Source organism: Sphingomicrobium lutaoense (genome assembly GCF_014195685.1).
GTDB classification, from domain to species: Bacteria; Pseudomonadota; Alphaproteobacteria; order Sphingomonadales; family Sphingomonadaceae; genus Sphingomicrobium; species Sphingomicrobium lutaoense.
Genome location: NZ_JACICF010000001.1, coordinates 142,086 through 163,529, shown reverse-complemented (window position 1 = coordinate 163,529; position 21,444 = coordinate 142,086). Strand labels below are relative to the sequence as shown.

24 protein-coding genes are annotated in these 21,444 nt (G+C 63.7%); 17 read left to right on the top strand and 7 right to left on the bottom strand.

Features of this window, described 5'->3' with window-relative positions:
- Positions 1-67: 67 nt before the first annotated feature.
- The 7 genes from FHS50_RS00830 (at position 68) to FHS50_RS00800 (ending at position 4,575) form a co-directional block, all read left to right on the top strand.
- Entirely contained in the window at positions 68-571 is a 504-nt protein-coding gene (locus FHS50_RS00830; RefSeq protein WP_183932461.1) for an EF-hand domain-containing protein, read from the top strand.
- A gap of 66 nt (positions 572-637) precedes the next feature.
- Positions 638-1,342, top strand: a complete 705-nt coding sequence (locus tag FHS50_RS00825) for a response regulator (RefSeq protein ID WP_183932460.1) — start codon at positions 638-640, stop codon at positions 1,340-1,342.
- Complete coding sequence (locus FHS50_RS00820; protein ID WP_183932459.1) at positions 1,339-2,631, top strand: sensor histidine kinase; 1,293 nt, start codon at positions 1,339-1,341, stop codon at positions 2,629-2,631. Before FHS50_RS00825 ends, FHS50_RS00820 begins: the two co-directional genes overlap by 4 nt.
- Positions 2,632-2,656: 25 nt before the next feature.
- Positions 2,657-2,992, top strand: coding sequence for a heat shock protein HspQ (gene hspQ, locus FHS50_RS00815; protein ID WP_183932458.1), 336 nt, complete (start codon positions 2,657-2,659; stop codon positions 2,990-2,992).
- 118 nt (positions 2,993-3,110) lie between these two features.
- Positions 3,111-3,602 carry a 50S ribosomal protein L21 gene (gene rplU / locus FHS50_RS00810; RefSeq protein ID WP_183933830.1) on the top strand — a complete coding sequence of 164 codons (492 nt, stop codon included), beginning with the start codon at positions 3,111-3,113 and terminating at the stop codon, positions 3,600-3,602.
- A 2-nt stretch (positions 3,603-3,604) separates the two neighbouring features.
- Positions 3,605-3,874: a 50S ribosomal protein L27 gene (gene rpmA / locus FHS50_RS00805; RefSeq protein ID WP_183932457.1), complete on the top strand. Its 270-nt coding sequence runs from the start codon at positions 3,605-3,607 to the stop codon at positions 3,872-3,874.
- 164 nt (positions 3,875-4,038) lie between these two features.
- Positions 4,039-4,575: a GNAT family N-acetyltransferase gene (locus FHS50_RS00800; RefSeq protein WP_183932456.1), complete on the top strand. Its 537-nt coding sequence runs from the start codon at positions 4,039-4,041 to the stop codon at positions 4,573-4,575.
- A 19-nt stretch (positions 4,576-4,594) separates the two neighbouring features.
- Here FHS50_RS00800 and FHS50_RS00795 read toward each other — a convergent pair whose 3' ends face one another.
- The gene (locus tag FHS50_RS00795) at positions 4,595-5,494 is read right to left on the bottom strand and encodes a metal-dependent hydrolase (protein ID WP_246332901.1); all 900 of its coding nucleotides are present in this window, start codon (positions 5,492-5,494) and stop codon (positions 4,595-4,597) included.
- A gap of 56 nt (positions 5,495-5,550) precedes the next feature.
- Between FHS50_RS00795 and FHS50_RS00790 the strand changes: the two genes are divergently transcribed.
- From FHS50_RS00790 to FHS50_RS00765, 6 genes are all read left to right on the top strand, one after another.
- Complete coding sequence (locus FHS50_RS00790; RefSeq protein WP_246332899.1) at positions 5,551-6,108, top strand: TetR/AcrR family transcriptional regulator; 558 nt, start codon at positions 5,551-5,553, stop codon at positions 6,106-6,108.
- 10 nt (positions 6,109-6,118) lie between these two features.
- A complete protein-coding gene (gene obgE, locus FHS50_RS00785; RefSeq protein ID WP_183932454.1) occupies positions 6,119-7,162 on the top strand; it encodes a GTPase ObgE in 1,044 nt (347 codons plus the stop codon).
- Positions 7,159-8,064 carry an NAD-dependent epimerase/dehydratase family protein gene (locus FHS50_RS00780; protein WP_183932453.1) on the top strand — a complete coding sequence of 302 codons (906 nt, stop codon included), beginning with the start codon at positions 7,159-7,161 and terminating at the stop codon, positions 8,062-8,064. Before obgE ends, FHS50_RS00780 begins: the two co-directional genes overlap by 4 nt.
- 69 nt (positions 8,065-8,133) lie before the next feature.
- A complete protein-coding gene (locus FHS50_RS00775) occupies positions 8,134-8,376 on the top strand; it encodes an acyl carrier protein (protein WP_183932452.1) in 243 nt (80 codons plus the stop codon).
- Entirely contained in the window at positions 8,373-9,575 is a 1,203-nt protein-coding gene (spt, locus tag FHS50_RS00770) for a serine palmitoyltransferase (RefSeq protein WP_183932451.1), read from the top strand. The genes FHS50_RS00775 and spt overlap by 4 nt, the downstream gene beginning before the upstream one ends.
- Before the next feature lie 38 nt (positions 9,576-9,613).
- Entirely contained in the window at positions 9,614-11,590 is a 1,977-nt protein-coding gene (locus FHS50_RS00765) for an ATP-binding protein (RefSeq protein ID WP_183932450.1), read from the top strand.
- Here FHS50_RS00765 and FHS50_RS00760 read toward each other — a convergent pair.
- Both FHS50_RS00760 and FHS50_RS00755 read right to left on the bottom strand, forming a co-directional pair.
- Positions 11,547-12,440 carry a hypothetical protein gene (locus FHS50_RS00760; protein ID WP_183932449.1) on the bottom strand — a complete coding sequence of 298 codons (894 nt, stop codon included), beginning with the start codon at positions 12,438-12,440 and terminating at the stop codon, positions 11,547-11,549. The two genes, FHS50_RS00765 and FHS50_RS00760, sit on opposite strands and share 44 nt — an antisense overlap.
- 1 nt (position 12,441) lies before the next feature.
- Positions 12,442-13,416: a diacylglycerol/lipid kinase family protein gene (locus FHS50_RS00755; protein ID WP_183932448.1), complete on the bottom strand. Its 975-nt coding sequence runs from the start codon at positions 13,414-13,416 to the stop codon at positions 12,442-12,444.
- 192 nt (positions 13,417-13,608) lie between these two features.
- Between FHS50_RS00755 and lptF the strand changes: the two genes are divergently transcribed.
- Both lptF and lptG read left to right on the top strand, forming a co-directional pair.
- The gene (gene lptF / locus FHS50_RS00750) at positions 13,609-14,847 is read left to right on the top strand and encodes an LPS export ABC transporter permease LptF (RefSeq protein WP_183932447.1); all 1,239 of its coding nucleotides are present in this window, start codon (positions 13,609-13,611) and stop codon (positions 14,845-14,847) included.
- Positions 14,844-15,947 (top strand): LPS export ABC transporter permease LptG, encoded by a 1,104-nt coding sequence (lptG, locus tag FHS50_RS00745; RefSeq protein WP_183932446.1) that lies wholly within the window; start codon positions 14,844-14,846, stop codon positions 15,945-15,947. The genes lptF and lptG overlap by 4 nt, the downstream gene beginning before the upstream one ends.
- Before the next feature lie 3 nt (positions 15,948-15,950).
- On the opposite strand, the gene FHS50_RS00740 is transcribed toward lptG, so the two are convergent.
- Positions 15,951-17,048: a fatty acid desaturase family protein gene (locus FHS50_RS00740; protein WP_407696046.1), complete on the bottom strand. Its 1,098-nt coding sequence runs from the start codon at positions 17,046-17,048 to the stop codon at positions 15,951-15,953.
- A gap of 127 nt (positions 17,049-17,175) precedes the next feature.
- Between FHS50_RS00740 and FHS50_RS00735 the strand changes: the two genes are divergently transcribed.
- Together FHS50_RS00735 and FHS50_RS00730 are read left to right on the top strand one after the other, a co-directional pair.
- Positions 17,176-18,315 (top strand): N-acetyltransferase, encoded by a 1,140-nt coding sequence (locus FHS50_RS00735; RefSeq protein ID WP_183932445.1) that lies wholly within the window; start codon positions 17,176-17,178, stop codon positions 18,313-18,315.
- 70 nt (positions 18,316-18,385) lie between these two features.
- Complete coding sequence (locus FHS50_RS00730) at positions 18,386-19,240, top strand: SDR family oxidoreductase (RefSeq protein ID WP_183932444.1); 855 nt, start codon at positions 18,386-18,388, stop codon at positions 19,238-19,240.
- On the opposite strand, the gene xth is transcribed toward FHS50_RS00730, so the two are convergent.
- The 3 genes from xth to FHS50_RS00715 all read right to left on the bottom strand — a co-directional run bounded on the left by xth (position 19,237) and on the right by FHS50_RS00715 (position 21,288).
- Positions 19,237-20,022, bottom strand: coding sequence for an exodeoxyribonuclease III (gene xth / locus FHS50_RS00725; RefSeq protein WP_183933827.1), 786 nt, complete (start codon positions 20,020-20,022; stop codon positions 19,237-19,239). The two genes, FHS50_RS00730 and xth, sit on opposite strands and share 4 nt — an antisense overlap.
- Positions 20,022-20,345: a HesB/IscA family protein gene (locus FHS50_RS00720; RefSeq protein WP_183932443.1), complete on the bottom strand. Its 324-nt coding sequence runs from the start codon at positions 20,343-20,345 to the stop codon at positions 20,022-20,024. The genes xth and FHS50_RS00720 overlap by 1 nt, the downstream gene beginning before the upstream one ends.
- A 61-nt stretch (positions 20,346-20,406) precedes the next feature.
- The gene (locus tag FHS50_RS00715; RefSeq protein ID WP_246332897.1) at positions 20,407-21,288 is read right to left on the bottom strand and encodes a M23 family metallopeptidase; all 882 of its coding nucleotides are present in this window, start codon (positions 21,286-21,288) and stop codon (positions 20,407-20,409) included.
- Between the last annotated feature and the right edge of the window lie 156 nt (positions 21,289-21,444).

Genomic DNA, 21,444 nt, shown 5'->3' with positions numbered 1-21,444 from the left:
CCGACAATCGGTTGCGACATGCGCCCTCCATAAGGACCCGACCCAGCCAATGATGGAAAGACAAGCAATGAAAAAGCTCCTGATGATCTCCGCCGCCGCCGCTGTTGCGATTCCCGCCGCTGCCCTGGCCGACCATCACCGTGGTGCGCGTGCCGACGCCGATGGCGACGGCGTGGTGACCATGGCCGAAATCGATGCCCGGACCTCCGAGCGCTTCGCCAGGCTCGATGGTGACGGCAATGGCGCGATCACCCGTTCCGAAATCGTCGAGGCCCATGCCGCAAGGCTGCAGCGCCGCGCCGAGATGATGAAGGAACGTGAAAGCGAAGGAATGAAGGAAGGCCACAAGATGGGCCACAAGCGCATGGGCGGTCGTCGCATGGGGCACGGCCGGATGTTCGAACGGCTCGACACCAATAACGACGGTCAGCTGACGCTCGCCGAATTCCGGGCCCGGGCCATGGAACGCTTTGCCAGGCATGATGCCAATGGCGACGGCACGATCGACGCCGAGGAACGCGCGGCGGCCCGCGAAGCGCGCAAGGCAAGGCGCGGCAACCGCGGCGAATAGGTCCCCCAAGACCCAGGCGGCTTGGGGGCTGGTAACTCCGGCCCCCTTGCCGCATCACCGATCGAGATGACCGAACGACCCCATCTGCTCATCGTCGAGGATGAGCCGGCGATCCGCACGCCGCTGCAGCGCTATCTCGAGCGCGAGGGCTTTCGTGTCACCGCGGTTGGCGATGCAGCGGGCGCTCGCGAAACCCTTCCGAAGGGCGCCTTCGCCATGGTCATCCTCGATATCATGCTGCCGGGCGAGGACGGATTGAGCCTTGCTCGCCACATCCGTTCCCAGGGCAGCCTGCCCATCCTGTTCCTCAGCGCGAAGGCCGAGGATATCGACCGGATCGTCGGCCTCGAAATGGGTGCCGACGATTATCTCACCAAGCCTTTCAACCCGCGCGAACTACTCGCCCGGGTAAAAGCGATCCTTCGCCGCAGCGACCATGAGGGTCATTCGGCTCCCAACGCATCGCTCTGTCGCTTCGACCGCTTTACCCTCGATTCCGCGCGCCAGACCTTGTCCGATGATGAAGGCCCGATCGATCTGACCAGCGGCGAATATCGCTTGCTTCGCGTGCTCGTCGAGCGGCCGGGCCGGGTGCTCAGCCGTGACCAGCTCCTCGACCTCACCAAGGGCCGTGAAGCGGGACCGTTCGACCGCTCGGTGGACAATGCGGTGATGCGGTTGCGCCGCAAGCTCGGCGAGGACGGGGCCGATTTGATCCGCACGGTCCATGGCGCGGGCTATTGCCTTGCCGCGGATGTCGAGCGCGGATGAAGCGTCTTTCCCTTGCCGCGCAGGTCGCGCTCATTGTCGCGGCGGCGATCCTCATCGCGCAGGCCGTCAACTTCGCGATCGCACTCGACAATCGAAGGGGCCAGCTCGTCAATGATGCGGCGATCCCGGCAGCGCAGCGCCTCGTGGTCATAGCCGACAGCCCGGCGATGATCGACCGGCTGGAGGAACGGCGCAGGCCCGGGCGGCGGCGTGTGCGAGTGGGCAGTGAAAACCCCGTTCCGGATGATGCCATGCGCTTGCCGCTTGCCGAACGGATCGTCGCCGACACCTTCGCCAACAATGGCGTCAACGTCCGGCAGGTCGTGGCAGGTAGTGTCGACGGGCGGCGCGGCCATCGCACGATGATCCTCGTCGCGGTCCAGCTTGAGGATGGGCGGTGGCTCAGTGCCCGTGGCCCGGGCCCGCGTCCCATGGGCCCGCTGATCGTCCTGCTCGCGGCTCAGTCCCTCCTGATCGGACTGATCGTCCTCATTCCCACGCTCCTCCTCCTGCGCAAAGTCGGCGGCTCGCTGCAGCGCCTCGCGCGGCGCGCCGAGGCCTTCGACGGACTGCATGCGAGAGAGCCGATGGACGAAAGCGGGCCGAGCGATGTCCGCCGCCTCATCGCCGCGACCAACGCCATGCAGGAACGGATCTCGGCGATGATGCGCGAGAAGGACGTGATGCTCGGCGCGATCGGGCATGACCTTCGCACCCCGCTTACCGCGCTGCGGCTCGAGGCCGAAACGGTCGAGGATGGAGAGCGCCGCCTCGCTCTCGTGGCGCAGATCGAGGAATTGCATGCCCGTTTCGAACAGATCCTCGAATTCGCGCGGCTCGGAAGCGTCGCGGGCCCACTCGAACCGGTAGAGGTGGCGCCGCTCCTCGCCGCGCTGGCGGAGAAGCATGATGGACAGGTCAAGCTGGGTGCTATCGAGGCGCTGGTAGTGCGGGCCCAGTCGGGTCCGCTGCGCCGCGCCATCGAGAATCTCATCGACAATGCCCTGCGCCATGGCGGGGATGCGGAACTTTGGGCACGCGGCGAAGGCGGCAATGCAATCATCGCGGTGCGCGACCATGGCCCGGGCATTCCTCCCGACCGGCGCGAACTGGCCTTGCAGCCCTTCGGACGGCTCGACCCCTCGCGCAGCCGCCAGAGCGGCGGCCATGGTCTCGGCCTCGCCATCGTCGCGGCGATCGCGCGGGCGCAGGGCGGACGGCTAGAACTGGCCGATCCTGCCGACGGGGCCGGTCTAGAGGCACGGATCGTCCTTGACCGCTTGTCCTGAAAGCCGGAGCGATTACATTGAGGGCATGAACAACAAGATTCCGCATGCCCGTTTCGGCCTTGGCGATGTCGTGAAGCATCGCGTGCTCGATTTTCGCGGCGTCATCTTCGATGTCGACCCCGAATTCGACAATAGCGAGGAATGGTACCAGTCGATCCCCGAAGAGATCCGGCCGATCAAGGAACAGCCTTTCTATCACCTGCTCGCCGAGAATGCCGAATCGAGCTACATCGCCTATGTCAGCCAGCAGAATCTGGTTGCCGACGACGAAGGCGAGCCGGTCGATCACCCTGCGATCGGGACCATGTTCGGCCCGTTCGAGCAGGGGCGCTACCGCTTGCGGCCCGAACTTCGCCATTAACGCCCATTTTGTAGCCGACGAAGGTTGACAGCGCGGCCCCTGTTCCATAGGTGGCCCCATCCCCGCGGACGGTGACGTTACGCGGTCTGAAATTCGTTGAAGATTGAGAGAAGAGCCAATGTTCGCAGTCGTGCGCACGGGCGGCAAGCAATATCGCGTCGCCCCGGGAGACAAAATCGTCGTCGAGAAACTGGCCGGTGAGGCCGGTGACAGTGTCAAGCTGGACGACGTCCTGCTCGCTGGCGACGGCTCGAAGCTGCAGTCGACCGATGGGTTGACGGTGGACGCCAAGATCGTGGCCCAGGCCAAGGGCGAAAAGGTCACCGTCTTCAAGAAGAAGCGTCGTCACAACTATCGTCGCAAGCGCGGCCACCGCCAGCAGCACACCATCCTCGAGATCGTTTCGATCGGTGGCAAGGGCGCGGCCAAGAAGGCCGCTGTGAAGCCCGCCGCGAAGAAGGCTGACGACAAGCCGGCCGCCAAGAAGGCGCCTGCCAAGAAGGCCGAAGCGAAGAAATCGACAAAGGATGCTGCACCTGCTAAGAAGGCGGCAACCAAGAAGACAACGGCTGCCAAGAAACCGGCCGCCAAGAAGACCGAGAAGAAGTAACGATGGCACATAAAAAAGCTGGCGGCTCGTCCAAGAACGGTCGCGATTCCAATCCTAAGTATCTCGGCGTCAAGAAGTTTGGCGGGCAGCAGGTCGTTGCCGGCAACATCATCGTGCGCCAGCGCGGCACCAAGTGGTATCCGGGCGACAATGTCGGCCTGGGCCGCGACCATACCATCTTTGCGCTTGTCGATGGCCGTGTCGCGTTCAGGGACGGCAAGCTTGGCCGTAAATATGTGCATGTGGAAGCCATGCCGGAAGCGGCCGAATAATCGGGATTCGTCGATAAGGGGCGGTCCCACCGGGGACGGTCCGACAATCTGACAAGATCAGGAAAGGGAGAAGGGGCCGCCCCCTTCTCCCTTTTTTGTCTTCGCCTTCTCCCTGAACTGTCACGAAAGCGCGCTAGCGGCGGCTTTCAGTGAGGAGAATGGTGATGTTCGCACGTACACCGCGCCTGTTGCTTCGCCCCGGATGGGCCGACGATGCGCCTGCCCTGGCACGCGTTCTCGCCGACAAGCAGATCGTCATGCAGCTTGCCAACGCCCCCTGGCCTTATGGGCTGGAGGAAGCCGAGGCCTTTCTTTCCTCTCCGCGCGACCCGGTGCTCCCGACATTCCTCATCGTCCGCCGGACCGAGGGCGCGCCCGAACTGGTCGGGGCGTGCGGGCTCGCCCGGCGTCCATCGGGCGCGGTCGAGCTGGGCTATTGGATTGCCCGTGCTCACTGGGGGAAAGGCTTTGCCAGCGAAGCCGCCCGTGCAGTCATCGAGATTGCCCGGACGCTGGGGCTACGCCAACTCGAAGCCTCGCACGCGATCGACAATCCGGCGTCGGGCCGCGTGCTCGAAAAGCTGGGCTTCAGCGCCACCGGCATCACCGCGCCTCGGCTGAGCTGCGCGCGCGGCGAAGTCGAGTGCAAGATGTACCGGCTCCAGTTGGCGGCGATGCAACCCGCAAAGGTCGCAGCCTGACGAGAGGGAGATGCGCCGCTCAGCCTGCGCGGCGCACTTTCTTCCGGCTGTCGAAGCGGGTCCCCACCGAGGCGTCATAGTCACGGATGAGATGACGGTCGTCCTCGTTCCACGGGTGGAAGCCCGGGAAGAAATATTTGGCCCAGGGGACGAACCATTGCCGCACCATGCCCGGTGACAGGAAGGCATATTTCAGCATGGCCCATTTGGCCTTGCGCCCGGTAAGGCCGTCCTGCCGCAGGAGATCCAGCATTCCTTCCCAGCGGTGGACCAGGAAATTGCGCGTGACATCGATCATCACGAGGCTTTTCACTTTCCACCGCTGCCAGCGCGACCAGTCGCGCGTGGCATGAAGCCATGTGTCGTAGGCGACGCCCTTATGCTCGATCTCCTCGGACGCGTGCCAGCGCCATAGTTCGGCGGTGGCTTCGTCGGCGCCCTCGAGATGGCGCGGATCTGCAAGCAGCTGATGGGCGAGAATCGCGGTGAAATGTTCGAGTGCCATGGTCGCGGCCAGGGAAACGATCTTGGGTTTTTCGGAAACCAGGTCGATGCGCTCCTGCACCACCGCCTCGAGATGGTCGATCCGGTAGCCCGTGTCGGCGGCGCGATTGTTGAAGGCGACATGCTCGCGGCTGTGCATCGCCTCCTGCGTCACGAAATTGCGAATGTCCTCGGCAAGGCGCGGCGGCGTGCCTTCGCGAAAGGCGCGCACGCTATCGACGAAGAAGGCCTCGCCCTTGGGAAAGGTGATCGACAGCGCGTTGTAGAAGGCCGTCGCATAAGGGTTGCCGCCGTGCCACCAGCGCGGGGTTGCTTCGCCACGACCGAAGCGGCGATCCCGTGGGGAAATCGTCAGATCAGAGGGCGTTATACTTGCAGTGGCCATCGCGGGGCTCCAAAGAAAGGTGTCGAGCATTCTCTAACTGGTTGTTACTGACACTAATGTCAATATCGTTGCAAAAGCGTAAACGCATGAGCCCGGAGGAGAGCCGCAAGGCTGCGGTCGATGCCGCGCGCCTGCTGCTCCGCGAGGAAGGGATCGCCGCGGTCACGCTGAAGGCGGTGGGTGCGCGGATCGGTCGCACCCATGCCAATTTGCTGCATCATTTCGGTTCGGTGGACGGCCTCCATGCCGCATTGGCCGATGCCATCGCGCATGATGTCGCGGACTCGATCACCGGATCGGTCGGGCGCTATCGCGCGGGCAAGACCAAGCTTCGCCACGTTGTCGAAGAGATGTTCGATGCTTTCCGCGACCAGGGCTTTGGCGAACTGATTGCCTGGGTGGTGGTCTCGCGGCGGCGCGAAAGCCTTGCCGCGGTGGAATCGGCGGTCGCCGACGTGGTGCGCGCGATCACTGCCGAAGGCGACGATCGACCGCTCGACAAGGCCACGCTGGGCCTGGTTCTTCTCGCCATCGGCGACAGCCTGGTGGGTGAGGAGATCGCGCGCGCCACCGGCCTTCCCCATTCGGCCGCGCATGATATCGCGGTCACGCAAATCCTAGGCGTTCTGGGGGAACTGCGCTAAGGGCGCGCCCATGCATTTTCTCGACCAAGCCAAGATTTTCATCCGTTCGGGCGCCGGTGGCCCGGGCGCCGTCAGCTTTCGCCGCGAAAAATATATCGAGTTCGGCGGTCCCGACGGAGGTGACGGCGGCAAGGGCGGCGACATCATCTTCGAGGCAGTACCCGGCCTCAATACGCTCATCGACTTCCGCTACACCCAGCATCTGCGCGCACCGCGCGGCAAGGGCGGAGCGGGCCGCAACCAGACCGGGGCAGGCGGCAAGGATCTCGTGATCAAGGTGCCGGTCGGCACCCAGATACTCGCCGATGACGAGGAACGCTCGCTGCTCGCCGATCTCACCAGGGAAGGCCAGCGCGTCACCATGCTGCGCGGCGGCATGGGGGGTCGCGGCAACGCCAGCTACAAGACCTCGACCAACCGCGCACCGCGCCAGCACCAGCCGGGCGAGGAAGGCGAGGAAATGTGGGTCTGGCTGCGGCTCAAGCTGCTCGCCGACGTCGGCCTCGTCGGGCTTCCCAACGCGGGCAAATCCACCTTTCTCAACGCCGTGACCAACGCCAAGGCCAAGGTTGGCGCCTATCCCTTCACCACCATCCATCCCAAGCTGGGCGTGGTGCTGCACAAGGGCGCGGAATTCGTCATGGCCGACGTGCCGGGCCTCATCAGCGGCGCTGCCGAGGGGGCAGGCATCGGCGACCGCTTCCTCGGGCATATCGAACGGACACGACTTCTCATCCACCTTGTCGATGCCGACGGCGGCGATCCCGCCAAGGCCTATCGCACCGTGCGCGAGGAACTCGACGCCTATGGCGCGGGGCTGGGCGACAAGGAAGAAATCGTCGCACTGTCGCGGGTCGATACCGTCGACGAAGGCGTGCTCGCCATCGCCCGCGAGGAATTGGCCAATGAGGGCGTGACCCGTCTTTTCGAAATCAGCGCGCTCGCCGGACAGGGGATCGAACCCCTGCTTGACGCCGTGATCGCCCGCCTTCCCGAAAAGGAGCGCGAGGAGGAAGATGAAGCGGAGGCCGACAGCGATTGGTCCCCGCTTTGAAGATAGCGGTCACCGGCGCTACCGGCTTTGTCGGCGGGAGGCTTCTTCGCCTCGCCGGTGAAGAGCAGGTTGAGCTCCGGGCGCTGACCCGCCGGCCCCAGGCACCCCTGCCCCATGTCGAGTGGATCGAAGGCGCGCTCGAAGACCGGGACGCGCTGGCCAGGCTGTGCGAAGGCAGTGATGCGGTCATCCATATCGCGGGCACGATCAGCGCGCCCGATCGCGAGAGCTTCATGCGCGGCAATGCCGAAGGCACGGCCGCCTTGCTCGCGGCGGCCGAACAGGGCGGCTCCGACCGCTTCGTCCATGTCTCCTCGCTCGCCGCACGCGAACCCGGCCTGTCGCTCTATGGGGAAAGCAAGGCGGTGTCCGAGCAGCTGGTCGAGGCCTCTTCCCTTCCCTCGGTGATCGTTCGCCCGCCCGCCGTCTATGGGCCCGGCGACCGCGAGACGCTCGAACTTTTCCGGATGGCACGGCGCGGGCTCGTCCTGATGCCGCCCGAAGGTCGCGCCTCCTATATCCATGCCGACGACCTGTCGCGCCTGCTCCTTTCCCTCGCCGCGTCGGGAACGCCGCGTGGCGAAATCTACGAACCCGACGACAATCGGGACAATGGATGGGGCCATCGCGAATTCGCGCAGGCACTCGGCAAGGCGGTAGGCCGGACGCCGCTCATTCTTAACATGCCCTCGGCGGCGCTTCGCGGCGCGGCGATGGTCGACCGGATGGTGCGCCGCGGCGCGGCCAAGCTCACGCCCGACCGCGCGGCCTATTTCTGCCACCCCGACTGGACCGTCCGCGCCGAGAAAAGGCCCCCGGCAACACTCTGGTCTCCTTCGATCGACACTCCCACCGGACTGGCAAGCACCGCGCGCTGGTATCTCGACAAGGGCTGGCTTTAGGCCGGTTGCCGCCCTTTTTGCGCCCGATTTGATTGCGAAAGCGCACCCCTCACATTAAGGCGAATTTCCATGACTGACCGCGCAGACGTGAAGGGCCGCATCTTCGGCCTCATCGACCAGTTCAACAAGAAGGGCATCGAGGTGTCCGAAGAGACCCGCTTCGCCCAGGATCTCGAATGGGACAGCCTCACGGTTCTCGATTTCGTGGCCGAGGTCGAAGACGAATTCGACATCCTCATCACGATGAACCAGCAGGCCGAGATCGAGAATGTCGGCCAATTGGTCGATGCCGTGGCCGGGATGGTGAAGTGACCGATCTTTTCACCAAGTTCGATGACCTCATCAAGACGCGGGAGGATCTGCTTTCCACCGGCGTGACCGACCCGTTCAACCTCGTGATGGAAAAGGTGCTGTCGCCCACCGTCGCCATCTGCAACGGCCGCGAGACCATCCTCCTCGGCACCTACAATTACATGGGGATGACCTTCGATCCCGACGTCATCCAGGCCGGCAAGGACGCGCTCGACAATTTCGGTTCGGGCACGACGGGTAGCCGCGTTCTCAACGGCACCTATGCAGGCCACAAGGCGTGCGAAGAGGCGCTGCGCGACTTTTACGACATGGACGGGGCAATGGTCTTCTCGACCGGCTATCTCGCCAATCTGGGCGTGATTTCGACGCTGGCGGGCAAGGATGACTATATCATCCTCGACATCGACAGCCATGCCTCGATCTACGACGGCTGCGCGATGGGCAATGCCAATGTCATTCCCTTCCGCCACAATGACATCGAAGCGCTGGAAAAACGGCTGAAGCGCCTTCCCGAAGATGCTGGAAAGCTCGTCATCCTCGAGGGCGTCTATTCGATGCTCGGCGATGTCGCTCCCTTGGACAAGATGGTGCCGCTGGCGAAGAAATATGGCGCGATGGTGCTCGTGGACGAAGCCCATTCGATGGGCTTCATCGGCGAAAATGGCCGGGGCGTGTGCGAAGCGCAGGGCGTGATCGACGATGTTGACTTCATCATCGGCACTTTCTCCAAGTCGGTCGGCACAGTCGGCGGCTTCTGCGTCTCCAACCATCCCAAGTTCGAGATTCTCCGCCTCGTTTCGCGCCCCTATGTCTTCACCGCATCGCTTCCGCCGAGCGTCGTCGCAACCGCGGCCACCTCGATCGGCAAGCTCAAGCATGCCAAGGCCAAGCGCGACCATCTGTGGGAAAATAGCAAGCGTTTGCACGGCGGTCTGAAAAAACTCGGCTTCCAGCTGGGCACCGAGGACCCCCAGTCGGCGATCATCGCGGTGATCATGCCCGATCTCGAAAAGGGCGCGGCGATGTGGGAAGCGCTCCTGAACGAGGGTCTCTACGTCAATCTGGCCCGTCCGCCCGCGACCCCGGCGAACATGACGCTGCTGCGCTGTTCGCTCTGCGCGCTTCATAGCGACGAACAGGTTGGCGAGATCCTCGGCATGTTCGAACGCGCAGGCCGCGCAACCGGTTGTATCGATTGAGCCTTTATCCCGTCCGTCCGCGCGGTTAGGATGGCGTCATGACGGGCGGGGAAGAAACGCGTTTTGACTGGCGACGCGGTGTCGCGGCGGGTGTCGCGCTGTTCGCAACTCTCCTGCTTCTCGGCATGGTGTGGCTGGTCGCGCTTTCCAACGAGGCGCGCGAGGAAGCCCAGCAGCGTGAACGCCAATCCTATGACGTGATGCTGCTGGCGCGGACGGTGGACAGTTCGATCGCGAGCGCCGAAGCCGCGCTGGGCCGCTATGTCCTCGACGAAGAACAGGCGACCGGAAGCATCTATTATGCCGACTGGCGGCTGGCGCGGATTCAGATCGACCAGCTCGAACGGCTGGTCGCCAACGACCCCCCGCAGCGCGAGCGGGTCACCGAACTCAAGCATCTGTTCAACGAGCGAGGGCAGGAACTCGCCGCGGCCGCGCGTGCCGCTTCGGCGCAGCGAGGCTCGGGCGGGATCGCGCTCTTCTACCAGGCGGGCCAGTCCGAAACGGTCCGCCAGCTTGCCGCCAAGCTGCGCGAGATCAGTTCGGCCGAACGGCAGAGCCTTTCGGCCTCGATGCAGCAAACGCAGCTTTTCTCGGCCGAAGCGGGTCGCCTCACCGATTATCTTTCCTGGCTGGGCGTCCTGGTCGCCTTGATCGCAATCGCCATGGGCGTCATCGCGATGCGCACGCTTCGCCAATATGTCGACAGCAAGAAGCAGGCCGAAGACCAGTTCGAACGCGCCACCGGCCTCGAGGCCGCGGTCGCGCAGCGCACCGAGGAATTGGAAAAGGCCAATGCTGCGCTTCGCGCCGAAGCCGAGGAACGCGCCGCCGCCGAAGCGCAATTGCGACAGGTCCAGAAGATGGAAGCGGTCGGCCAGCTTACCGGCGGTATCGCGCACGACTTCAACAATATGCTTGCCGTGGTGGTAGGGGGGCTAGACCTTGCCCGGCGCCGGATCGACGGGCCCCGGCGCGAACTTCTGGGCCATCTGTCGAACGCCATGGACGGCGCCACCCGCGCGGCCGCTCTGACTCGGCGGCTGCTGTCCTTCGCCCGTTCGGAGCCCCTGCTGCCCGAGCGGGTGGAGAGTGCCAATCTGGTCGAATCGATGCGCGATCTTCTCGATCGCACGCTGGGCGAGCGCATCCGCATCCGTACCAATCTTGCCGACGATGCCTGGCCGGTCTTTGTGGACGCGCTCCAGCTGGAAAATGCGATTCTCAACCTCGCGGTCAACGCGCGCGACGCGATGGACGGCAAGGGGGACCTCACCATCCGGACCGCCAATATGAAGCTCGCCGCCAACGAGGTGGGTGACATCCGCGCGGGCGAATATCTGGTGATTTCGGTAAGCGACACCGGCTGCGGTATGCCCAAGGAGATTTGCGAGCGTGCCTTCGAGCCCTTTTTCACCACCAAGGAAGTGGGCAAGGGAACGGGCCTCGGCCTCAGCCAGATTTTCGGCTTTGCGCACCAGTCGGGCGGTGAGGTCGGCATCGAGAGCGAGTTGGGCAAGGGGACCACGGTTTCCATCTACCTTCCGCGCACCGAGGTCGAACATGACAATGTCCATGTCCATCCCTCGGCGCAGATGGCCAGCGAGGAGGAACCGGTCTTCACATCGGCCCGCATTCTGCTGGTCGAGGATGATGCGCGGGTACGCAGCGCTACCGTCGGAGCGCTCGAAGACCTAGGCTATGAACCCAAGAGCTGCAGTAGCGCGGCCGAAGCGCTCGCCCTGTTCGAGCCCGGGTCCTTCGACCTGGTCATCACCGACGTCATCATGCCCGAGATGACCGGCCCCGAGCTGGTTCGCGAACTCAAGGCCCGGCAGAACGACCTGCCGATCCTGTTCGTCACCGGCTATGTCGGAGAAGGCGAAAGCGAGGATCTCGTCGGCTATGAGCTGCTACGCAAGCCCTTCACCGTCAACGGGCTCGCGCGCGCGGTCGCGACCGCGATTCAGACTAGCGTATCGCACCCGAACGGAGGAGCCGCGGCAGTAAACTGACCGCTGCCCATAGAGGGTGTCTTTTCTGGAATTCGGTCAATTCGATGTCGGTGCCGGCATGGCGATTGATCTTCCAGGCGATATATTCGGCACCCCCGTTGAAGGTCGCGCTGGCCTTGGCAAGGCGGATCACCGACAGGGCCTTGCCCTTGCGCTGCAGCCTCTTCCACTTGCGCGCCATCGCCCTGGATGAAACGCCTCGGGAAAGGCCTCGGGTCTCGACTTCTCGGCGCGCTGCATCGCCGACCTGCCGATAGCGCTCGGGATCGCTGTCGATGATCGACCCTCCCCGCCCTTTCCGCTCGGCGCGCAATTCGGCGGCATAGGTCTGGCGAAATCCCTCGCTCCATACCGCATTGCTGTCTTCCGGCGCCGCGTCCATCAGGGGAAGCGTCATCGCGAACAAGGTAACCGGGGCCTCCGCCACGGCTGCCTCGACCATCTGCCGCGCCTTGTCGTCGCGCTGCCACACCAGCCGCACCGGCTGGGCGAAGCGCGCCCAGACCGATACGCTGCCGGCGTCGAGCGAGGTTTCGCGCGCAAGGTCGGCGGCATCGAGCACCGCATATTTGGCGACGAGGCCCTCATGCTGGAAATGAAAGACATTCGGCGGAATGAGCGCATTGGCCTTCGCCAGCCAGGCCTTGTCATAGGCGCGGCGATAGTCGTCGACGATGAGATAGAAATCGAGCATCAGCCCCTCGAGCTGCCGTTCGCGAAGGCAGCTCCCGTAGAAAATGACGGCGAGGCTCGCATCGCCATGGGCTTCGGCGACGGCCTTAGCCATGGCCGCTACGCGCGGATCGACCGGTTCGGCCAGTTCCGCCGCAATCAGCGATCGAAGGGACATGTCAGGCCGCGATTTTGACGAAGGACAGAGGCTGCGCCTTGCGCAGCAGGATCGGGCGTCCTTCGCTGGCGCTGAACATCTCGCCATCGAGGATCACCGGGCTCATGCCTCCTTCGATCGACACTTCGTCGCTCTCGGTGACATGCACGCCGTCGAGCGGCTTCTTGCCCAGCTTGCCACGCAAACTGGCCGCGATCGCGCGAAGCAAAGTGAAGCGCTTTTCCTCGACCGCGATGACCTTGAGCCCGCCCTTGCCATTGCCTTCAAGGTCCCGCGAGAGGAGAAGCTTGTCGAGCGTGGTGACCAGAAGCAGCGAGAAGCGACCCGTAAGGCGCCGTTCGCGGTCGATGCCGATGCCCATTTCCGAAGGCGCGGGCGGCAGGTAGGAGCCGCGCATCCCGAAGATGTTCTGGAACAGGACCGCGATCGCGGTAAGCACATGGCAGATGCCGTTGGGCAGTCCGGTCGGATAGAGCTTGTGGCGGCAATAAAGCATGATGTCCGCAAGACCCGCTCCGCCCAGGAACATGCCGATCACGGGAAGCTGGTCATCGCCGCCATGGCGAAGCGCGATCAGCTCCTTCGCGACGAGATGCGGCGACAGGTCGCGCGCCGCGATTTCGGTCAACTTCTCGAGCGCGGCGATGGGATCACCCTCGGCCCCGAGGTCAAGTGCGATGAGATTGGTCTTGCCGCTCGGCAGCACCGCGAGCGGCGGCGCACCGTCGGCGAAATGTCCGCCATTATGCACTTCGGTGAGCGCGGCCTGCACCGTGCCATCGCCGCCGTTGATGACGAGAATGGTCGGCTTGATCCTCGCGATCATCTTGAGCGCGTTGCCGATCTGCGCGACTTCGTCCACTTCATAATGGAAGATGTCGGGGTGCTCGGCGCAATATTCGCGGATGCGCGGCAATTGCGCGATATTGCCGGTCGAACGGGGATTGGAGAGCAAGGCGATCCGGACATGTTCCATCAGGCACGCTCTCCACGATCATCCAGGGGGTTGATGAGAAGAAGGGGCATGATTTCGCTGACCAATCCTTTATAGGCTCCATAGGAACGGTCCGGTTCATCCACCCTTGCGGGAAGCGAACGGGACCAATGATTGAATTGCGCCGCAATGCGGCCAAATCATGGTCTCGCAGCGACCACAAAAAGGAGCCGCATGAACCTCAGCCTCATCGACCGCTATCTGGCGAAGAATATCTTCGTTCCGCTGGTCGGCACGCTGATCGTCGCGGCTATGCTGCTGGTCCTCGACAAGATGCTGCGCCTCTTCGATTTCGTGGTCGCGCTGGGCGGCCCGGTCAGCGTGGTCTGGCGGATGCTCGCCAACATGCTGCCCGAATATTTCGCGCTGGGGATTCCCATCGGCCTGCTGCTCGGCATCCTGCTCGCTTTCCGCAAACTCGCTCTTTCGTCGGAGCTCGATGCCCTGCGCGGGATCGGCGTGGGCTATGGCCGCCTATTGCGTGTGCCTTACATGTATGCGGGTGCGCTCCTGCTGCTCAACCTCGTCATTGTCTCCTATGTCGAACCCTATGCCCGCTATAATTACGAAGGGCTGCGTTTCGATCTCCGCTCGGGCTCGCTCGGTGCGTCGATCGAAGTGGGCGAATTCAACAAGCTCGGCAATCGCATGACCCTGCGGATCGACGAAAGCGAGAATGACGGGACGATGCTCAAGGGCATCTTCGTCCACGTCGACGACCGCGACGACGGGCTCATCACCGCTAGCGCGCGCCAAGGTCAATTCCTCGCCACCGACGATCCCGATGTGATCATCTTCCGCCTGCGCGACGGGCGGCTGGTGCAGGACAATCCCGACTTCCCCAGCCCGCGCACGCTGGCCTTCGACAGCTACGACCTGCCGATCAACCTGCCCGCGGTCGATGTCTTCCGCGGACGGGGCAACCAGATCCGCGAACTGACCCTGCCCGAATTGGCCAAGCTCGCCTATTTCACCACGGGCGCCGATCCCGGACAGAATCTCGCTGCGCGCGCCAACCTCCACTTCCGCCTCGTCGAAGTGATCATGATGCTGATGCTGCCCCTGCTGGCGATCGCGCTCGCGGTCCCGCCCAAACGCTCGTCTTCCTCGCTCGGCATCTTCGTGGCGATCGTGATGGTGGTGACCTATCACAAGATCAACCAATATGCCGAAAGCGCGGGGGCACAGGGTCGCCTGCAGCCCGAACTGGCGCTCTACATCCCCTTCGTCGTCTTCGTGGTCCTCATCGGTTGGATGTATCATGTGATCGCGCACCGCCCCGGCGGGCAACCGATCGGCGCGCTCGAAGCGGGCTTTGCCAAGATCGCCAAGGCGGTTCGCAAGCTCGTTCCCGATCCCCGCGCCAAGGCGCTCGCCGCCCGCCGTGCGGCGCGAATGGAGGCGAGCGAATGATCAACATGGATTTCATGCCCTCGCGCCAGCTTGCGCTCTACATGGTGAAACTGTTCGTCACACGCTCGCTCGCGGTGCTGATCGCGCTGGTGATGGTCCTGATGATGCTCGACCTCCTCGGCGAAAGCGGCAAGATCCTCGCGGTAGAGGGCAATGGCGAAGCCGAACTATGGCGCTATGTCTCGCTCCGGCTGCCGCTGCTCGCCTCGCGCTTCCTGCCTTTCTCGGTGCTGCTCGGCACGCTGATCGCCTTCACCAGCCTCAACCAGCATAGCGAGGTCATCTCGATGAAGGCCGCAGGCCTGTCGGCGCACCAGATTCTTGCCCCCCTGATCGTCGCCAGCGTCGCTCTCGCGGGCGTGCTCTTCGTCTTCAACGAAACGGTGGTCGTGAAATCGGCGCGCGTCGTGAACGCATGGAGCGACAATGACTATCACCCCGTCCCGCCCGACAGCGGAGTGATGAGCAATGTCTGGCTGCGCAGCGGCGACGACTATGTCCATGCCCGCCTCGCCTCGGGTCGCGGCCAGAATTTCCGTCTCGAGGGCCTGTCGGTCTACGAGCGCCCCGAGGGCTTGCTGCGGACCATCACTAAGATCGAGCATGCGCGACCCTCGGCCGACGGGACCAGCTGGGAGTTCGAAGGCCTCACCAGCTATGATTCGGAAATGAATCTCGTGCGCGAAGCGCAAAGCGGGCGCGGGCTTGCCGGTGTGAAACCCAGTCAGTTCAAACTCGCAGACGTCGATCCCGACAGCCTCAACATCTTCGATCTTGCCGAGGATATCGAGGCGCTCGAACAGGCCGGTCGCCCCGCCGAAGCCGCGCGCGCAGGATGGTGGCACAAGATCACCGGCCCGCTCTCGACGCTCCTGATGCCGCTGCTCGCCGCCGTCGCTGCCTTCGGCCTCGCGCGTTCCGGACAAGTGCTCTTGCGCGCTACTATCGGCATGGCGCTCGGTTTCGCTTATTTCGTCGCCGACAATTTCAGCCTCGCGATGGGCACGGCAGGCGTCTATCCGCCCTGGCTCGCGGCCTGGGGGCCGTTCCTGCTCTTCTTCCTGATCGGCGAGACGGTCCTGATCCGCTCCGAGGAGTAGCGCCTAGCGGCGACGCATCGTCGAAGCCGCCAGCCGCGCCACCAGCGGCGTGAGGCCGCGATGGTTGGTGGCGTGATAGACCGATTGCCCGTCCAGTTCGCGGCGCAGGCGGCGATGCGCCTCGCCCAGCGAATGGTAAGGCAGTCCGGGCAGCAAGTGGTGCAGCGCATGATAGCGAAGCCCCACCGGCGCCCACAGCGCCGGAAGCGTCGCGGGCGGCGGCACGTTGACGCTGTCGAGATATTGCGCGGTCACGCTCATCGGTTCGCCGTCATTCTCCCACAGGTGCGCCACCAGGGTGCGGACCTGGTTGATGAACATCAGACCCGACAGCACGGCAAGGAAAGTCGCCATCGCCGCAAGGGGAATCGCACCCGCCAGCGTCGCGGCAATCAGGCCGATCGACCAGAGGCTCGCCGCGCCTTCCTGCCAGCGCCATTGGCGCGCGGCCTCGCCCTCGGCGGGCTTGCGGCGGAAAGCAGGGTTGATCTGCAGCCCCGAATAACGCGCAACCACCACGCGGCGAAGCGAGGGGAAGAGAAGCGACAAGGGCGTCAGAACCGCAAAGCGGAACAGCAGCGCCAGCGGCGCGAGCGCCGCTACGATAAGAAATAGCGGCAGCGTCCACGGCTTCATCAATGCTAGCGGCAGATATTCGGGATCGTCGACCGTGCCATATTTGGTCTTGGCATGATGCTGGTTGTGAACGCCTTCATACATGAAGGACGGCGCCAGAAGCGGCACCCCGATGAGCATGTTCCACACCAGGCGGAAGCCCGGCAGGTCGCCTTTCTTGATATGCGCGATCTCGTGGATGAAGCTGCCCGCCCGATAAAGCGCCAGCATCGCCACCAGTCCGGCCGCCAGCTTGACCGCCAGCTCGCCGGAAAGAATGGCCAGCGCCAACGCCCCATAACCGAGCAGCGCCGAAAGGATGAGGTCCGCCCAGAAGATGCGGGCATCGGGCTCCTTGAGATCGCGGGTCAGCTGGGCAGCCGCGCGCAGCATCTCCTTGTCATCACCGCGCACGACGGCGCGCCGGACGGAGGTTTCCGCGCTTTCCTGGCCCTTGCCGAGAATATCTGCGTTGAACATATTCATCTTTCCGCGTGCCATCTGGCGACAGATGATGGCGTCATCATGGCGAAATCTTCGCCTTTCGTCACCATTAGGACCTTATTCCTTTACGTGGGATGACAGGGGCAGGCCAAGCGGCTAGCCCGATGACATGACCGAAACGCTCACCATCCGGCCCGTACGGACCCGCGCGGACAGGCGCGCCTTCGTCGACTTGCCATGGGACATCTATCGCGACGATCCCTATTGGGTTCCGCCGCTCAAGTCGGAAGTCCACGCACTGATCGACCCGGGCAAGAACCCCTGGTTCGAGCATGGCAGGCTGCAACTCTTCCTTGCCGAGCGCGACGGCAAGACGGTCGGGCGGATCAGCGCACAGATCGACGATCTGGTCCTCGAACGAATGCCCGAGACGGGGCTATGGGGCCTTTTCGAAGCCAAAGATGCCGAAGCTGCCGCCGCGCTCATCGCCGCCGCCGAACGCTGGCTGCGCGAGGAAGGGATGACGCAGGCAATCGGGCCCATCTCCATCTCCATCTGGGACGAGCCCGGGCTGCTGATCGAGGGCTTCGAGGAAAAGCCGCTGGTAATGATGGGCCATCACCGCCCCGAATATCAGGGCTGGGTCGAGCAGGCCGGCTATCGCAAGGCGCGCGACCTGCACACTTTCGCGCTCGACATCCGCATCAACATGATCCCGGTGATCGACCGGCTCATCAGGGCGGGGGAGCGCAACGAGAAGCTCGTCATTCGCGACGTCGACAAATCCCGCTTCGACGAGGAAGCCGCGATCATCCTCGATATTCTCAACGATGCCTGGTCGGATAATTGGGGTTTTGTCCCGCTGACCGAATCCGAAATCGCCTATGCCGGCAAGAAATTGAAGCCGATCATCGTCGAGGACCTGGTCAAGATCGCCGAATATGACGGCAAGCCCGCGGCCTTCATGATCACCATTCCCGATACCAACGAACTGATCGAGGATCTTGACGGACGGCTCTTCCCCTTCGGCTGGGCCAAGCTCCTCTGGCGGTTGCGCAGGCCGCGTACGCGCCGCGCACGGGTGCCGCTGATGGGGGTTCGCAAGGAATATCAGAAAGGCCGGCTGGCAAGCCAGTTCGCCTTCATGCTGATCGAACATTCGCGCCGGGTCTGCGTCGACAAATATGGCATCTTCCATGGCGAATTCGGCTGGGTGCTCGAGGATAACCAGGGCATGATGTCGATCGCCAACCTGCCAGGGGCGAACATCAACCATAATTATCGCATCTACCGGAAATCGCTGAACTAAGGCGCTTCGCCGAAGGCGCTGCAACATGGTCCTTCGCCCCGCGTTCGTGGGGCGAAAGGAGTTTTGCGTCATGTCCGACACCGCCGAACCGATGATCCACGAAGATCGCCTGCCAGGCGAGGAAGCCAAATTGTCCCCGCAGCCCAAATGGAAACCCCGCTACCCGGGGGCGGGCCGCCTCAAGGACAAGGTGGCCATCGTCACGGGCGGCGACAGCGGCATCGGCCGAGCGACCGCGGTGCTGTTCGCTCGCGAAGGCGCGAAGGTCGCGATCGTCTATCTTTGCGAACATGAGGATGCCGAGAAGACCGTCGAGGCGTGCAAGGCCGAAGGCGCCGAGGCCTTCGCCATCGCCACCGACCTTGGCACCAAGTCCAATTGCGAGGATGTGGCGAAGAAGGTCGCCGACCGGTTCGGGGGCATCGACGTGCTCGTCAACAATGCCGGGGAGCAGCATCCCGACAAGGACATCCGCGACATCAGCGAGGAGCAGCTCAAGCGAACCTTCCAGACGAACATCTATTCGATGTTCTTCCTCAGCCAGGCGGTTCGTCCCCATCTCAAGAAGGGCTCGGCGATCGTCAATTGCACCTCGGTGACCATGTACAAGGGCTCGTCCGACCTTCTCGACTATAGCTCGACAAAGGGCGCGATCACTGCCTTCACACGCTCGCTTTCGCAAAATCTCGCCAAGGACGGCATTCGCGTGAATGCCGTGGCCCCGGGACCGATCTGGACCCCGCTCAATCCCTTCGGCGGCAAGCCGCCCGAGGAAATTCCCGATTTCGGAAAGGATACTCCGATGGGGCGGCCCGGGCAGCCCAATGAAGTGGCGCCCAGCTTTCTGTTCCTGGCATGCGAGGATTCCAGCTATATGACCGGACAGGTCCTCCATCCCAATGGAGGCTATGTCATCGGCGGCTAGGCGTCGTGCAGTTGTAGCCAGACGGGCGCGTGGTCGGAGGCCTTTTCCTCCCCGCGCGCCCATTTGTGGACGCCCGCCCCGGCAAGCCGGTCCGCTGCCTGCGGCGAGAGGAGGAAATGGTCGATGCGGAATCCCGCATCGCGCGGCCAGGCCGCGGCCTGGTAATCCCAGAAGGTATAAAGCCTGTCATCGTCCGGATGGACCTGCCGCAAGGCATCGGTCCAGCCCTGGTGGACAATGCGCCGTAGCGCCGCCCGGCTTTCGGGCTGCATCAATGCGTCATGGGCCATGGCCTTGACCGAAAAGGTGTCGCGGTCTTCAGGAATGACATTGTAATCACCCGCCAGCACCACGGGTCGTTCCTCGGCCAGGAGCGCGGCCGCATGCTGTTCGAGCCGCGCCATCCATTCGAGCTTGTAACCGAATTTCTCGCTGCCCACCGGATTGCCGTTGGGCAGATAGATGCTCGCGACAATCAGGCCGTGCGCCTCGGCCTCGATATAGCGCGCCTGCTCGGGCGCCGGATCGTCAGGCAGGCCGGCGCGCCGCAGCTTGAGATCGCCGTCGCCGCGCGACAGGAAGGCGACCCCGTTGAAACCCTTCTGCCCATGCCAGAGCGCCTTGTATCCGGCTGCCTCCACCTGGTCGGTGGGCAAGGCATCGGGCTCGCCCTTCAATTCCTGGAGGCAGACGATGTCCGGCTTCTCGCGTTCGAGAAATTCAAGCAGGCGGGGGAGACGCGCGCGCAGCCCGTTGATGTTGAAGCTGACGATATTGACCATCAGATCGAGAAGCTCGATCCGCAGCCGCACCCGCTTGCGGCATTGGGATTTGTGACCTGGAAACTGGCGCCGCCGAGATTTTCGACGAAATCAACCGCCGAGCCGCGAACGAGGTCCATGCTCACCGGATCGACCACCAGCTTGACGCCTTCGGCCTCCGCCACGGTATCGCCTTCTTCGGGAGCGCCCAGTTCGAACTTGTAGGTGAAACCCGCGCAACCACCGCCATCGACCGACAGGCGCAGCACCGCGTCGGCGCCCTGCTTCTCGGCGATCTTGGCGACGCGTCGCGCCGCGTTGGGAGTAAGGATGATGTCAGTCACGCCATCGAGATAGGGACTGCATTCCCGGTGGGCAAGCGCCCCGCTCGGGGTTGTGGGGGACTTAGCGCCCGCCGCCGCCCAGACCGATGTCTTCCATGGCCTGGTCGTTCTGCTGCTGCATCGCGACGAGATAGTCGGTCGACTTCATGAAGGGAATGGGATTGACCGGCTTGCCGTCGATCCGGACTTCATAGTGGAGATGGCTGCCCGTCGAGCGGCCGGTCGACCCCATCGCGCCGATCTGCTGGCCGCGATCGATGCGATCGCCTTTCTTGGTGAGGATTTTCGACATGTGGGCGTAACGCGTCACGATGCCGTTGCCATGGTCGATCTCGACGAGGTTGCCGTAGCCGCCGCGGTTATAGCCCGCGCGGATCACCACGCCGTCGGCCGTGGCATAGATGGGCGTACCCACCGGACCGGCAAGATCGATGCCGCCATGCATGGCGCGGCGACCCTTGAACGGGTCGGTGCGGGTGCCGAAGGAGGAGGTCAGGCTGGCGGCCTTGACCGGCTTGTCCGAAGGCACGGCAATCGCACCATTGTGCAGATTGTCGAGCTTCTTCCAGTTGGAGAAGAGTTCGCGGAAGGTGGCATCGCCTTCACCGGCGGCTTCGAACGGACCGCCCACGGCGACATCGACGCCCAGCGCTTCGAGCTCGGCCAGCTTGGCCTGGTAACGTTCTTCGAGAAGCTGCGCCCCCAGCGCGGCAAGCGCCTTCTGGCGCTCGGCGATGCGGGCCAGTTCGGCGCGCTCGTGCTGCTGATAAGAAATCACCGCCGATTCGGCGGTGGCAATACGGGCAGCGGCATAGCTCGACCAGGCGGTCAGAAAGAGCAGCACGGCAATGACAGCCATCTGCACGGCGACCGGAATGCGCACGATCTTGAGCGCGGTTCCATCGCGAACCACCAGCTCGCGATCACGCAGAATTTTCCTCATGGCCGAAATCAACATCATGCCTCTACCCGCTCTTATTAGTTCGACCGCTTCGCCTATTCGGGCTGCGGCCCAACTAAATATTCCCAATTTCGAGGATCCCCATCCTCCCGAAACGCGACCTAGTCAGTGCCCCTTGAAGTCGCGAGGGGTAAGCTG